Below are 14,029 nucleotides of genomic sequence, written 5' to 3' on the forward strand. Positions count from 1 at the left end.
GAAGGCGTCAGCGGCGCCGCAGGATCAGGGCTTGATGACGTGCCACGCCCCACCCTTGCCATCACCCGTCATATCACCGGTCTTCTTGTCATCCTTGTAGGTGTAGACAGGTTTACCGTCATAGGCCCACTGGCTGGTCTGGTCGTCGCGGGTGATGACTGTCCACTTGCCCATCGACTTGTCGGTGGACTCCGCCTTCAACGGCGGCCAATTGGTCGCGCACTGGTCCTTGCACACTGACTTGCCGTCAGCATCCTTATCGAAGGTGTAGAGGGTCATGCCCTTGTGGTCGACCAGCATCCCGTCTTTAGTCATCGCTGGCTCCGCCGCAAATGCCAGGGTCGGCAGCGTCAACGCCGCCGTTACCAGCAGGGCTTTCCAGGAAATCGTGCTGTAAGTCATCGGAACCTTCCTTTTTCGGTTGTCAGGATTCGGACCCAAAGCGTAGTCCAGAGAGGCACGAATTGCCCAAGCGACTAAATTACTGTCACACGACTGCAATAATTCCGTTATCTAATGCGGCGCAAGACAGTTAAATGACAAGAGGATTTTTGAGCATGGTTGGCAGGAGCATTCTGATTGTTGACGACGAAGCGCCCATCCGCGAGATGATCGCCGTTGCGTTGGAAATGGCCGGCTACGACTGCCTGGAGGCGGAGAACTCCCAGCAGGCCCATGCCATTATCGTCGACCGCAAGCCAGACCTGATCCTGCTGGACTGGATGCTGCCCGGCACCTCCGGCATCGAACTGGCCCGCCGCCTCAAGCGTGACGAGCTGACGGGGGACATCCCGATCATCATGCTCACCGCCAAGGGCGAAGAGGACAACAAGATCCAGGGCCTGGAAGTCGGTGCCGATGACTACATCACCAAGCCGTTTTCCCCACGCGAGCTGGTCGCGCGCCTGAAGGCCGTGCTGCGCCGTGCTGGCCCGACCGATGGCGAAGCGCCGATCGAAGTCGGCGGCCTGCTGCTGGACCCGATCAGCCACCGCGTGACCATTGACGGCAAGCCGGCCGAGATGGGCCCGACTGAATACCGCCTGCTGCAATTCTTCATGACCCACCAGGAACGCGCCTACACCCGTGGCCAACTGCTGGACCAGGTGTGGGGCGGCAACGTGTACGTGGAAGAGCGCACCGTGGACGTGCATATCCGCCGCCTGCGCAAAGCCTTGGGCGATGCCTATGAGAATCTGGTACAAACCGTGCGCGGCACCGGCTATAGGTTTTCAACCAAAGGTTGAGCTACAAGCAATTAGCCACAGGCCGCAAGTTCAAAGCGGGACTGCATTAGCTTGGAGCTTGCAGCTTGAAACTTGAAACTGCTCCGAAGGACGCACCTTGAACCAAAACTGGCATGGCACCCTGATCCGCCACATGCTTTTGCTGATCACCGGCTGCCTGTTGGTGGGCCTGGTCAGTGGTTATTACGGCTGGAGCCTGGCAGCCGGCATTGCCTTGTACCTGGGCTGGACCCTCAAGCAACTGCTGCGCCTGCATGAATGGCTACGCCAGCACAAACCCGACGAAGCACCTCCCGACGGCTATGGCCTGTGGGGCGAGGTGTTCGACAGCATCTACCACCTGCAGCGCCGCGACCAGCGGGTGCGCGGGCGCCTGCAAGCCGTTATCGACCGGGTGCAGGAGTCTACCGCCGCGCTGAAGGATGCGGTGATCATGCTCGACAGCGACGGCAACCTGGAATGGTGGAACCGCGCCGCCGAGACCCTCCTGGGCCTCAAGACACCCCAGGACAGCGGCCAGCCGGTGACCAACCTGGTGCGCCACCCGCGCTTCAAAGAGTACTTCGAGCAGGAGAGCTACGAAGAAGCCCTGGAAATCCCCTCGCCCACCAATGACCGCGTACGCATCCAGCTGTACCTGACACGCTACGGCAACAACGAACACCTGATGCTGGTACGCGACGTCACCCGCATCCACCAGCTGGAACAGATGCGCAAAGACTTCGTCGCCAACGTCTCCCATGAGTTGCGCACACCGCTGACGGTGATCTGCGGCTACCTGGAGACGCTGCTGGACAATGTCGACGAGATCAACCCGCGCTGGAGCCGTGCCCTGCAGCAAATGCAGCAGCAAGGTTCACGCATGCAGACACTGCTCAACGACCTGCTGTTGCTGGCCAAGCTGGAGGCAACCGACTACCCCTCGGACAACCACCCAGTGGCGGTGCAGGGCCTGTTGCAGACCATCAAGAACGACGCCCTGGCCCTTTCCGGCCAACGCGAGCAGCAGATCACCCTGGAAGCCGACCCGACTGTCCTGCTCAAAGGCAGCGAAGGTGAGTTGCGCAGTGCGTTTTCCAACCTGGTGTTCAACGCCGTGAAGTACACCCAGGACAAAGGCAATATCCGCATTCGCTGGTGGGCCGACGCACAGGGCGCACACTTGAGCGTGCAGGACTCCGGCATCGGCATCGACGCCAAGCACCTGCCGCGCCTGACCGAGCGGTTCTACCGCGTCGACTCCAGCCGCAACTCCAACACCGGCGGCACCGGACTCGGCCTGGCGATCGTCAAGCACGTGCTGCTGCGCCACCGTGCGCGCCTGGAAATCAGCAGCGTGCTGGGCCATGGCAGTACGTTCACCTGCCATTTTCCGCCGACTCAGGTGACCCGTTCGCGGGGGGTTGGCAATGATGAATAAGCTCAAATGACAACGATCTACCGTGGGAGCTGGCTTGCCTGCGATAGCGTCGGCACAGCCAATAGAAATGCCGCCTGACACTCCGCTATCGCAGGCAAGCCAGCTCCCACACAGGTTCAGCGACACGCTTCTTCAAGTCCCGCCCGGCAGTGGGCACTAGGCAAGCGCCCGATCAGCCGCTACATTGGCCGACTTGCGCCTGCTTTTCAGGCCTACCTGCCACCTCTTATTGAACATACGGAACCTGCAAAACCCCATCATGGACCCTTCCCCTGGTATCACCTTCGCGACACTCTTCGCCGACTTCGGCATGATTCTTTTTGCACTGATCCTGGTACTGCTCAACGGTTTCTTCGTTGCGGCGGAATTTGCCATGGTCAAACTGCGCGCCACCCGTGTCGAGGCCATCGCCCACAAGAACGGCTGGCGCGGGCAGATCCTGCGCACCGTGCACAGCCAGCTCGACGCCTACCTGTCGGCCTGCCAGCTGGGCATCACCCTCGCCTCCCTGGGCCTGGGCTGGGTCGGTGAGCCGGCCTTTGCGCATATCCTCGAGCCGCTGCTGGGCGCCGTGGGTGTCGAGTCGCCGGAAGTGATCAAGGGCGTGTCGTTCTTTGCCGCCTTTTTCGTGATTTCCTACCTGCACATCGTGGTCGGTGAGCTGGCGCCCAAGTCATGGGCGATTCGCAAGCCCGAGCTGCTGTCGCTGTGGACGGCGGTCCCGCTGTACCTGTTCTACTGGGCCATGTACCCGGCGATCTACCTGCTCAACGCCAGCGCCAACGCCATCCTGCGCATCGCCGGGCAAGGCGAGCCTGGCCCGCACCATGAGCATCATTACAGCCGCGAAGAACTCAAGCTGATCCTGCACTCCAGCCGTGGCCAGGACCCCAGCGACCAAGGCATGCGTGTACTGGCTTCCGCCGTGGAAATGGGCGAGCTGGAAGTAGTGGACTGGGCCAACTCCCGGGAAGACCTGGTCACCCTGGACTTCAATGCCCCGCTCAAGGAAATCCTCGCGCTGTTCCGTCGTCACAAATTCAGCCGCTACCCGGTGTATGACGCGGTGCGCAATGAGTTCGTGGGCCTGTTGCACATCAAGGACCTGCTACTGGAACTGGCAGCCCTGGACCACATTCCCGAGTCGTTCAACCTGGCTGAGCTGACTCGCCCGCTGGAGCGTGTATCGCGGCACATGCCGCTGTCGCAATTGCTGGAGCAGTTCCGCAAGGGCGGCGCGCATTTCGCCCTGGTGGAGGAAGCCGACGGCAAGATCATCGGCTACCTCACCATGGAAGACGTGCTGGAAGTGCTGGTGGGTGATATCCAGGACGAACACCGCAAGGCCGAACGCGGCATCCTGGCCTATCAGCCAGGCAAGCTGCTGGTGCGTGGCGACACCCCGCTGTTCAAGGTGGAGCGCCTGCTGGGCGTGGACCTGGACCACATCGAAGCCGAAACCCTGGCAGGCCTGATCTACGACACCCTCAAGCGCGTGCCGGAAGAGGAAGAAGTGCTGGAAGTCGAAGGTTTGCGGATCATCATCAAGAAGATGAAAGGGCCGAAGATCGTATTGGCCAAGGTCCTGCTGCTGGATTGATCGTCAATTGCCCAATGCAACATTGGGCAATGCGCCGACCGGCGGGTTGAACTCATCCGAGATCGGCGTCACTGCGTAGAGGGTCATGGCGTTAGCCTGCCGGGATCATTGAACGGCAGGCTAGCAAGGGATCATGACAACGGTGGATGCCGCTCCCACGCTGGATAGATTTCGCCCTACAGATCAAGCACCCGGTACAAAATGCTTCTGCGCCGTACCCCGTGCGATCAGGCGGGAGATGTAATCGAGCTTCTGCGCGTCCTGGTCGATAAACCGGAAGGTCAGCTGCAACCAATCGCTGTCAGGCTTGGGTTCGAAGGCGACGATGGCGTGCAGGTAGCCGTTGAGACGTGCCACTTCGGCGTTGTCACCTTGCTCCAGGTCGAGCACGGCGCTTTCCAGTACCTGAGGCAGGACTTCGCCGCGACGCACCACCAACAGCGCTTCCTTGATGCTCAGCGCCTTGATCACACACTGCTGGGTACCGCTGGACAGGCGCAGTTGGCCCTGGCCACGACCGCCGGCCGGCGCGGCCGTAGCGGGAGCTTGCACCGGTGGGCTGTTGAGCAAGCCTTTGCTAGGCGCTGGTGCGGCGGCAACCGGCGCTGCACGCACGGCTTCGGGCTTGCCGCCGGTCAGGGCACTGAGGGAGTCGTTGCCAAAAGCCGAGTTCATCTTGGTTGGCGCGCTGGCGATGAGGGCGTCGAGGCGGCCGATCTTGTGCAGGGCCTGCTTGACCTTGTTCAGCAACTGCTCGTTGGTGAACGGCTTGCTGACGTAGCCGGAAACACCGGCCTGGATCGCCTGGACCACGTTCTCCTTGTCGCCACGGCTGGTCACCATCACGAATGGCATGGCTTTGAGATGCGCCTGTTCGCGACACCAGGTCAACAGTTCCAGCCCGGACATCTCCGGCATTTCCCAGTCGCACAGCACCAGGTCGAACGTCTCGCGCATCAGGATGGCCTGGGCCTTTTTGCCGTTCACCGCATCTTCGATCTTGATGCCTGGGAAGTAGTTGCGCAGGCACTTCTTCACCAAGTCGCGGATAAACGAGGCGTCATCCACCACCAACACACTGACTTTACTCATCGACCCTATATCCTATAAAAACCGCGGCACGCAGAACGCCTGACTGATGGCATTTTGCCAAAACTCTGTAGTCACGGCGGGACTTTCTTTCGCCCGGCATGTAATAAATTCAGCAACCACAAACAAAAACGCCCGGCCAAAGGCCGGGCGTTAATTTCTCGGGCAACCTTACTTATCGTCCGTTTCGCCCGGAACATTAGGGATTAGATCGGCCGAACCTTCAACTTCGGCCTTCATGCGCTTGAGGCCCATGTGCCGTACGTCGGTCCCGCGCACCAGGTAAATCACCAGTTCCGAGATATTGCGCGCGTGGTCGCCGATGCGCTCCAGCGAACGCAGTACCCAGATAATGCTCAAGACCCGCGAGATAGAGCGTGGGTCTTCCATCATGTAGGTCGCAAGCTCACGCAGCGCGGTTTTGTATTCGCGGTCGATGATCTTGTCGTACTGGGCCACCGACAGCGCAAGTTCAGCGTCGAAGCGCGCAAATGCGTCGAGAGCGTCGCGCACCATGTTGCGCACCTGGTCGCCAATGTGGCGCACTTCCACGTAGCCACGCGGCGCTTCGCCTTCTTCGCACAACTGGATGGCGCGACGGGCGATTTTGGTCGCTTCGTCGCCGATGCGCTCCAGGTCGATCACCGACTTGGAAATGCTGATGATCAGACGCAGGTCGGACGCTGCCGGCTGGCGACGGGCAAGAATGCGCAGGCATTCTTCGTCGATGTTGCGTTCCATCTGGTTGATCTGGTCGTCGATCTCGCGCACTTGCTGGGCCAGGCCCGAGTCAGCCTCGATCAGCGCGGTGACGGCGTCGTTGACTTGCTTCTCCACCAGCCCGCCCATTGCCAGGAGGTGGCTGCGCACTTCCTCCAGCTCGGCGTTGAACTGCGCGGAGATGTGATGGGTTAAGCCTTCCTTCGAAATCATGGTTTTGCTCCGCAAAAGCTGTAAGCCGCAAGCTACAAGCTGCAAGCTGATGTGTGTCGTTGATCAAACTGCTTTTACTTGCCGCTGGAAACGCGCGGCTTGCAGCAGGGGCTAGCCGTACCGGCCCGTAATGTAGTCTTCGGTCTGCTTCTTCGCCGGGTTGGTAAACAGGGTATCGGTGTCGCCGAATTCCACCAGCTTGCCCATGTACATGAACGCGGTGTAGTCGGAAACCCGCGCCGCCTGCTGCATGTTGTGGGTCACGATGACGATGGTGAACTTGGACTTGAGCTCGTAGATCAGCTCTTCGACTTTCAGCGTCGAGATCGGGTCGAGTGCCGAGCAGGGTTCATCGAGCAGCAGCACTTCCGGCTCCACGGCGATGGTCCGTGCGATCACCAGACGTTGCTGCTGGCCACCGGACAGGCCGAGGGCCGATTCGTGCAGGCGGTCCTTGACTTCATCCCACAGCGCCGCCCCCTTGAGGGCCCACTCGACGGCTTCGTCGAGGATGCGCTTCTTGTTGATACCCTGGATGCGCAGACCGTAGACCACGTTTTCGTAGATGGTCTTGGGGAACGGGTTGGGCTTCTGGAACACCATGCCCACTCGACGACGCAGCTCGGCCACGTCTTCGCCCTTGCGGTAGATGTTGGTGCCGTAGAGGTTGATGGCACCGTCTACGCGGCAGCCGTCCACCAGGTCGTTCATGCGGTTGAAGGTACGCAGCAGCGTGGACTTGCCGCAGCCCGACGGGCCGATAAAGGCGGTCACGCGCTGCTTGGGGATGTTCATGCTGACGTCGAACAGCGCCTGCTTTTCACCGTAGTACAGGCTCAGGCCAGGCACTTCGATGGCCACCGTTTCCTGGGCCAGGCTCAGGCTCTGCTTGTCGCGACCCAGGGCAGACATGTTGATGCCGTGGGAATGAGTGTCGTGTTGCATGGGATGCTCCCTGTGCTACCAATTCGTTGTGTTGAACCGCCTGTGGCGGCCTACTCAAATGCTGTGTCTGGCGCGGCCCGCTTAGCTGTCCAACGCTTTGTATTTTTCGCGCAGGTGGTTACGAATCCACACCGCCGACAAGTTGAGCGTGGCGATCACCAGCACCAGCAACAAGGCGGTGGCATACACCAGCGGCCGTGCGGCTTCGACGTTGGGGCTTTGGAAGCCGACGTCATAGATATGGAAGCCCAGGTGCATGATTTTCTGGTCCAGGTGCAGGTACGGGTAGTTGCCGTCCAGCGGCAGCGACGGTGCCAGTTTCACCACGCCTACCAGCATCAGTGGCGCCACTTCACCGGCCGCGCGGGCTACGGCGAGGATCATGCCGGTCATCATCGCCGGGCTGGCCATCGGCAGCACGATCTTCCACAGCGTTTCCGCCTTGGTCGCGCCGAGTGCCAGGGAGCCTTCACGCACGGTCCGAGGAATCCGCGCCAGGCCTTCTTCCGTGGCCACGATCACCACCGGCACCGCCAACAGCGCCAGGGTCAATGAGGCCCACAGCAGGCCCGGAGTACCGAAGGTCGGGGCCGGCAGGGCCTCGGCGAAGAACAGGCGGTCAACCGAGCCACCCAATACATAGACGAAGAAGCCCAGGCCGAACACGCCGTAGACGATGGCCGGTACGCCCGCCAGGTTGTTCACGGCGATGCGGATGATCCGCGTCAGGGTGTTCTGCTTGGCGTATTCACGCAGGTACACCGCCGCCAGCACGCCGAACGGGGTGACGATCATCGCCATGATCAGGGTCATCATCACGGTGCCGAAGATGGCCGGGAAGATCCCGCCTTCGGTGTTGGCTTCCCGTGGGTCATCACTGAGGAATTCCCAGACCTTGCTGAAGTAGAAACCGACCTTGGTCATCGTGCCCATGGCGTTCGGCTGGTAGGCGTGCACCACTTTGCCGATGCCGATTTCGACTTCCTTGCCGTTGCCGTCACGGGCGGTCAGGGAGTCGCGGTTGAACTGGGCATGCAGGTCGGCCAGGCGCGCCTCGATGTCCTGGTAGCGGGCATTCAGCTCGGCGCGGTCGGCGTCCATGTCGGCTTGGGCGGCGGCGTCGAGCTTGCCTTCCAGCTCCAGTTTGCGACCGTGCAGGCGGATGCGCTCCAGCCCGGCGTTGATCGCGCCGATGTCGGATTTTTCCAGGGTCTTGAGCTGGGCGGCGAGCTTGTTGACGCGATCGACGCGTGCCTGCAGCTCCGGCCACGCGGCGTCGCCTTCAGCGATGACCTTGCCATCCTGCTTGACGTTGACCAGGGTGCCGTAGAAGTTGCCCCACTCACGACGCTCGATGGTCATCAGGTTCGCGGGCGTGGTCTGGTCCTTGAGCCACTCGCCGACGATCCAGGTGAAGTCGTTGCCGTTCAAGTCGCGGTTGCCAACCTTGATCAGCTCGCGGGTCATGAACTCCGGGCCCGCATCGGGCACCGGCAGGCCAGCGCTTTTCAGGCGCTCGCGAGGTACTTCTTCTTTCTGCACCACTTCGCCGATGACGATGTGGTTTTCCTGGCCCGGTACGTTGTAGTTGGCCTGGATCAGGTCAGCTGGCCAGAAGTGGCCCAAGCCACGCACTGCAATCACGGCCAGCAAGCCAATGGTCATGATGACCGCGATGGACACCGCGCCACCGCTGATCCAGACACCAGGGGCGCCGCTCTTGAACCATCCATTCAGGGAGTTCTGTTTCACAGACTTCTACCTTTCTTAAAGCGACGAGTATTTCTTGCGCAGACGCTGACGGATCAGCTCGGCGAGGGTGTTCATGATGAAGGTAAACAACAGCAGCACCAGCGCCGAGAGGAACAGCACGCGGTAGTGACTGCCGCCCACTTCCGACTCGGGCATTTCCACCGCGACGTTGGCTGCGAGCGTGCGCAGGCCTTCGAACAGGTTCATCTCCATCACCGGGGTATTACCGGTGGCCATCAACACGATCATGGTCTCGCCGACAGCACGGCCCATGCCGATCATCAACGCCGAGAAGATGCCCGGGCTGGCGGTGAGAATGACCACGCGGGTCATGGTCTGCCACGGCGTGGCACCCAGCGCCAGGGAGCCCAGGGTCAGGCCGCGCGGTACGCTGAACACGGCGTCTTCGGCGATGGAGTAGATGTTCGGGATCACCGCGAACCCCATGGCCAGGCCGACGACCAAGGCGTTGCGCTGGTCGTAGGTGATGCCCAGGTCGTGGGAGATCCACATGCGCATATCGCCGCCGAAGAACCAGGTTTCCAGGTACGGGCTCATGTACAGCGAGAGCCAGCCCACAAACAGAATCACCGGGATCAGGATCGCGCTTTCCCAGCCATCGGGAACCCGCAGGCGGATGGACTCAGGCAGGCGACTGAAGATGAAGCCAGCCACCAGGATACCAATCGGCAACAGCATCAACAGACTGAAAATGCCCGGTAGATGCCCTTCCACATACGGCGCCAGGAACAGGCCGGCGAAGAAGCCGAGGATCACCGTCGGCATGGCTTCCATCAATTCGATCACCGGCTTGACCTTGCGGCGCAGGCTCGGGGCCATGAAGTAGGCGGTGTAGATCGCTGCGGCAACGGCCAGTGGCGCGGCCAGCAGCATGGCGTAGAACGCGGCCTTCAAGGTGCCGAAGGTCAGCGGGGCCAGGCTCATCTTGGGTTCGAAGTCGGTATTGGCGGCGGTCGATTGCCAGACGTACTTGGGCTCGTCGTAGTTTTCGTACCAGACCTTGCTCCACAACGCACTCCAGGACACTTCCGGGTGCGGGTTGTCGAGCATCAACGGTTGCAGCTTGCCGCCGGCTTCGACGATCACACGGTTAGCCCGTGGCGACATGCCGTACACGCCCTGGCCGTCGACCACCGGGTCCACCAGCAGGGTGCGGTGGGCGGTGCTGTGGAACACGCCGAATTTGCCGGAAGCGTCGAGGGCGGTGAAGCCTTTGCGGCGCTCTTCGGCGGAGATCTCCACGATAGGCGTGGTGCCCATCTGGAAGGTGCGGATCTGCTTGAAGCGCTGCTCGCCATCCGGGTCGCGGGCCATGAACCATTGGGCCAGGCCGCCCTTGGAGTTACCGATGATCAGCGAGATACCGCCCACCAGCTGCGTGCTGGCGGTGACCTCGGCATTGCCGTCTTCCAGCAGTTTGTAGCGACCATTGAGACTCTTGTCGCGCAGGCTGAACACATCGGCAAGGGCACGGCCGTTGATCACATACAACCATTGCTGGCGTGGGTCGATGAAAATCGCCTTCACTGGCTCGGTCATCTGCGGCAGCTCGATACGCTTCTGCTCGCTGGTGACTTCGCCGGTCATCATGTTTTCTTCGCGGCTCAGGGACAGCACGTTCAAGTACGAACCGGCGGAACCTGCAATGACCAGGGAAGAATCCGTGGCGTTGAGGGCCACATGCTCCAGTGGCCGACCGGCGTCGTCCAGCACGATCGGCGTTTCGCCGTAAGGGTATTCGATCGCGGGAGTAATGGTTTTCTTGCCGTCCGGGTAGGACACCTTATAGGTGTGGCGGAATACCAGGGTCTGGCCATTGGACAGACCGAGGATCACCAGCGGGCTACCGGGCTGGTCTTCACCGATCGAGACAACGCGGGTGCCCGCTGGCAGTGGCAGGTCTACACGCTTGAGTTCAGCACCGGTCTCGACGTTAAAGAACAGCGCCTGGCCCTTGTCGGAAACCCGCATGGCCACTTGGTTCTGTTCTTCGAGGGAGATCATCAGCGGCTTGCCGGCGTCCTGGATCCAGGCCGGGGTCAGGGCGTCTTCCTTGGTCAATGAAGCGCCCTGGAACAGCGGCGCGACCACATAAGCCAGGAAGAAGAAGATCAGGGTGATGGCGCCAAGGACGGCGAGACCGCCGACCAGCACGTACCAACGGGTCAGGCGATCCTTGAGCGCGCGAATGCGGCGCTTGCGTTGCAGCTCAGGCGTATTGAAATCAATGCGCTTGGGGGGAGAAGTCGTCGTCATGGTGGAATTGGCCAGATCATTCATGCGCACACCCTAGCGATCCTGTATGACAGAAAGATGACAGTGCAGTGACGCAACAAATCCGCCGCGAAGCAAAGCTGGCAGCGGACTAGAAAATTCGGATGCGGGACCGGTAGGCCGGCCCCGCAGAGGCAATCAGTTGCCTTCTTTCAGACCCAGGTCAGCCAGGGCCTTGGCGGCGACTTTGGCTGGCAGGGGGATGTAGCCGTCTTTCACCACAACTTCCTGGCCCTGTTTGGACAGAACCAGTTTCACGAACTCGGCTTCCAGCGGGGCCAGAGGCTTGTTCGGGGCTTTGTTGACGTACACGTAGAGGAAGCGCGACAGCGGGTACTTGCCGTTCAGGGCGTTTTCTTCGGTGTCTTCGATGAAGTCAGTGCTGCCTTTCTTGGCCAGGGCCACTGTCTTCACGCTGGCGGTCTTGTAGCCGATGCCCGAGTAACCGATGCCGTTCAGCGAGGAGCTGATCGACTGCACGACCGAAGCCGAGCCAGGTTGTTCGTTCACGTTTGGCTTGTAATCGCCTTTGCACAGGGCTTCTTCCTTGAAGTAGCCGTAAGTGCCGGATACCGAGTTACGACCGAACAGTTGCACCGGCTTGTTGGCCAGGTCGCCAGTCACACCCAGGTCACCCCAGGTTTTCACGTCAGCTTTGCCACCGCACAGACGTGTCGAGGAGAAGATCGCGTCGACTTGTTCCATGGTCAGGTGCTGGATCGGGTTGTCCTTGTGCACGAACACAGCCAGGGCATCCACGGCGACCGGGATAGCGGTTGGCTTGTAGCCGTACTTCTGCTCGAAGGCCGCCAGTTCGGTGTCCTTCATCTTGCGGCTCATCGGGCCCAGGTTGGAGGTGCCTTCAGTCAGCGCGGGTGGCGCGGTAGCGGAGCCGGCAGCTTGAATCTGGATGTTGACGTTCGGGTATTCCTTTTTGTAACCCTCAGCCCACAGGGTCATCAGGTTAGCCAGGGTATCGGAACCGACGCTGGACAAGTTGCCCGACACACCAGTGGTCTTAACGTAAGCCGGAATTGCCGGGTCAACACCAGCGGCCACCGCGTTGGCGGTCGCAACGCCAGCAGCGACAAAAGTCATTGCCGCCATCAAACGTTTCAGTTTCATGCCTTGCTCCTAGCAGATAGGGATAGTTGGATCGGGGCCAAGTATCGGGAGGCCGTGTGAACACTCTATGTCTGCAATGTGACAGTTAGATGAAAGGCCACTATTGGGAGCGAAGGCGTATGAGGAGCGAAACAGTGAATACACAGAAGGGGCGAGGTAGCTTGCTTGCGCCGGGCCGCGAAACGGCCCCAAAAAAGGGACTGCCACGCAGTCCAACGCGAGCAAGCTCAATCGCCACCGGGGATCGGGCGGGTTTCAGCGTCCGCGCTTCCACAGATAGCCACCCACCAACAGGCCCATCACACACAGGGCAGCCACGTAGTAAGACGGCCCCATCGGGCTTTCCTTCATCAGCAGCGACACCGCCAACGGCGTCAGTCCCCCGAATATGGCGTAGGCCACGTTATAGGAGAACGACAACCCGCTGAAACGCACCACCGGTGGGAAAGCCTTGACCATGACGTAAGGCACTACGCCGATGGTGCCGACGAACAGACCGGTCAACGTGTACAGCGGGAACAGCCAGTCCGGGTGAGCGATCAGGCTGTGATACAGCGTCCAGGAGGTTGCCAGCAACAGCGTGCAACCAACGATCAGCACGCGGCCGGCACCGAAGCGGTCCGCCAGGGCGCCCGAGGCAATGCAGCCCAGGCTCAAGGCGACGATGGCCAGGCTGTTGGCCTGCAGCGCGACGGTCGCGCTGAAGTGATAAACCGTCTGCAGCACAGTCGGGGTCATCAGGATGACGACGACGATACCCGCCGACAGCAGCCAGGTCAGCAGCATCGACAGCACGATGGCGCCCCGGTGATCACGCAATACCGCGCGCAACGGCAGCTCGGCGGCCAGTGTCTTGCGTTGCTGCATCTCGGCGAAGATCGGCGTTTCATGCAGCCAGCGGCGCAGGTAGACCGACAGCAGGCCGAACACGCCACCGAGCAGGAACGGGATACGCCAGGCGTAATCCGAGACCTGCTCCGGGCTGTAAATCGTATTGATCGCGGTGGCCACCAGCGAGCCCAGCAGGATCCCGGCGGTCAGGCCGCTGGTCAGGGTGCCGCAGGCATAGCCGATATGGCGGGGCGGTACGTGCTCGGAGACGAACACCCAGGCGCCAGGTACTTCGCCGCCAATCGCCGCGCCCTGGATGATGCGCATCAGCAGCAACAGGACCGGCGCCCACAGGCCGATCTGCGCGTAGGTCGGCAGCAGGCCCATGATCAGGGTCGGCACGGCCATCATGAAGATGCTGAGGGTGAACATCTTCTTGCGGCCCAGCAGGTCACCGAAGTGCGCCATGATGATGCCGCCCAGGGGGCGGGCGAGGTAACCGGCGGCGAAGATGCCGAAGGTCTGCATCATGCGCAGCCATTCGGGCATGTCCACGGGGAAGAAGAGTTTTCCGACCACGGTGGCGAAAAACACGAAAATGATGAAGTCATAAAACTCCAGCGCCCCGCCCAAGGCAGACAGCGACAGGGTTTTGTAGTCGTTGCGGGTCAGCGGGCGCGACGGTTGCGCACTGCTTGCGGGCACGGAGGACATGGCAAGGCTTCTCTTATAGTAATCAGGAGGGCAAGCGGGACTTGCGGCAGGTTTGGCAAGATAGCAAATCGCTAGAAA

The 14,029-nt window shown here is 61.1% G+C and carries 11 protein-coding genes; 3 read left to right on the top strand and 8 right to left on the bottom strand.

From position 1 onward, the window contains the following. Positions 1–24: 24 nt before the first annotated feature. Complete coding sequence (locus ATH90_RS28250) at positions 25–402, bottom strand: COG4315 family predicted lipoprotein (protein WP_034110343.1); 378 nt, start codon at positions 400–402, stop codon at positions 25–27. A gap of 155 nt (positions 403–557) precedes the next feature. Between ATH90_RS28250 and phoB the strand changes: the two genes are divergently transcribed. The 3 genes from phoB to ATH90_RS28265 all read left to right on the top strand — a co-directional run bounded on the left by phoB (position 558) and on the right by ATH90_RS28265 (position 4,267). Next, a complete protein-coding gene (phoB, locus tag ATH90_RS28255) occupies positions 558–1,247 on the top strand; it encodes a phosphate regulon transcriptional regulator PhoB (RefSeq protein ID WP_003176964.1) in 690 nt (229 codons plus the stop codon). Positions 1,248–1,380: 133 nt separating this feature from the next. Continuing rightward, a complete protein-coding gene (phoR, locus tag ATH90_RS28260) occupies positions 1,381–2,667 on the top strand; it encodes a phosphate regulon sensor histidine kinase PhoR (RefSeq protein WP_234010497.1) in 1,287 nt (428 codons plus the stop codon). A 259-nt stretch (positions 2,668–2,926) separates the two neighbouring features. Continuing rightward, positions 2,927–4,267 (top strand): hemolysin family protein, encoded by a 1,341-nt coding sequence (locus tag ATH90_RS28265; protein ID WP_034110347.1) that lies wholly within the window; start codon positions 2,927–2,929, stop codon positions 4,265–4,267. A 183-nt stretch (positions 4,268–4,450) separates the two neighbouring features. On the opposite strand, the gene ATH90_RS28270 is transcribed toward ATH90_RS28265, so the two are convergent. The 7 genes from ATH90_RS28270 to ATH90_RS28300 form a co-directional block, all read right to left on the bottom strand. Then, complete coding sequence (locus ATH90_RS28270; protein ID WP_034110355.1) at positions 4,451–5,359, bottom strand: response regulator; 909 nt, start codon at positions 5,357–5,359, stop codon at positions 4,451–4,453. Positions 5,360–5,527: 168 nt separating this feature from the next. Continuing rightward, positions 5,528–6,289, bottom strand: coding sequence for a phosphate signaling complex protein PhoU (gene phoU, locus ATH90_RS28275; RefSeq protein WP_025856390.1), 762 nt, complete (start codon positions 6,287–6,289; stop codon positions 5,528–5,530). A 111-nt stretch (positions 6,290–6,400) separates the two neighbouring features. Next, the gene (pstB, locus tag ATH90_RS28280) at positions 6,401–7,234 is read right to left on the bottom strand and encodes a phosphate ABC transporter ATP-binding protein PstB (RefSeq protein ID WP_015886578.1); all 834 of its coding nucleotides are present in this window, start codon (positions 7,232–7,234) and stop codon (positions 6,401–6,403) included. Between the two features lie 81 nt (positions 7,235–7,315). After that, the gene (pstA, locus tag ATH90_RS28285; RefSeq protein ID WP_069078583.1) at positions 7,316–8,986 is read right to left on the bottom strand and encodes a phosphate ABC transporter permease PstA; all 1,671 of its coding nucleotides are present in this window, start codon (positions 8,984–8,986) and stop codon (positions 7,316–7,318) included. Positions 8,987–9,001: 15 nt separating this feature from the next. Beyond that, a complete protein-coding gene (locus ATH90_RS28290; RefSeq protein WP_174555889.1) occupies positions 9,002–11,035 on the bottom strand; it encodes an ABC transporter permease subunit in 2,034 nt (677 codons plus the stop codon). 384 nt (positions 11,036–11,419) lie between these two features. After that, positions 11,420–12,406 (bottom strand): phosphate ABC transporter substrate-binding protein PstS, encoded by a 987-nt coding sequence (locus tag ATH90_RS28295; protein WP_032884460.1) that lies wholly within the window; start codon positions 12,404–12,406, stop codon positions 11,420–11,422. 255 nt (positions 12,407–12,661) lie between these two features. Then, positions 12,662–13,951, bottom strand: coding sequence for an MFS transporter (locus ATH90_RS28300; RefSeq protein ID WP_034110371.1), 1,290 nt, complete (start codon positions 13,949–13,951; stop codon positions 12,662–12,664). Positions 13,952–14,029 lie beyond the last annotated feature (78 nt).

The sequence above is a fragment of the Pseudomonas lurida genome (assembly GCF_002563895.1).
In the GTDB taxonomy this organism is placed as follows: domain Bacteria; phylum Pseudomonadota; class Gammaproteobacteria; order Pseudomonadales; family Pseudomonadaceae; genus Aquipseudomonas; species Aquipseudomonas lurida.

What these genes read in the sequence shown, in the direction of transcription:
- ATH90_RS28250 (WP_034110343.1), bottom strand. Translation starts at nt 402, where the DNA reads ATGACTTACAGCACGATTTCCTGGAAAGCCCTGCTGGTAACGGCGGCG.
- phoB (WP_003176964.1), top strand. Translation starts at nt 558, where the DNA reads ATGGTTGGCAGGAGCATTCTGATTGTTGACGACGAAGCGCCCATCCGC.
- phoR (WP_234010497.1), top strand. Translation starts at nt 1,381, where the DNA reads ATGCTTTTGCTGATCACCGGCTGCCTGTTGGTGGGCCTGGTCAGTGGT.
- ATH90_RS28265 (WP_034110347.1), top strand. Translation starts at nt 2,927, where the DNA reads ATGGACCCTTCCCCTGGTATCACCTTCGCGACACTCTTCGCCGACTTC.
- ATH90_RS28270 (WP_034110355.1), bottom strand. Translation starts at nt 5,359, where the DNA reads ATGAGTAAAGTCAGTGTGTTGGTGGTGGATGACGCCTCGTTTATCCGC.
- phoU (WP_025856390.1), bottom strand. Translation starts at nt 6,289, where the DNA reads ATGATTTCGAAGGAAGGCTTAACCCATCACATCTCCGCGCAGTTCAAC.
- pstB (WP_015886578.1), bottom strand. Translation starts at nt 7,234, where the DNA reads ATGCAACACGACACTCATTCCCACGGCATCAACATGTCTGCCCTGGGT.
- ATH90_RS28295 (WP_032884460.1), bottom strand. Translation starts at nt 12,406, where the DNA reads ATGAAACTGAAACGTTTGATGGCGGCAATGACTTTTGTCGCTGCTGGC.
- ATH90_RS28300 (WP_034110371.1), bottom strand. Translation starts at nt 13,951, where the DNA reads ATGTCCTCCGTGCCCGCAAGCAGTGCGCAACCGTCGCGCCCGCTGACC.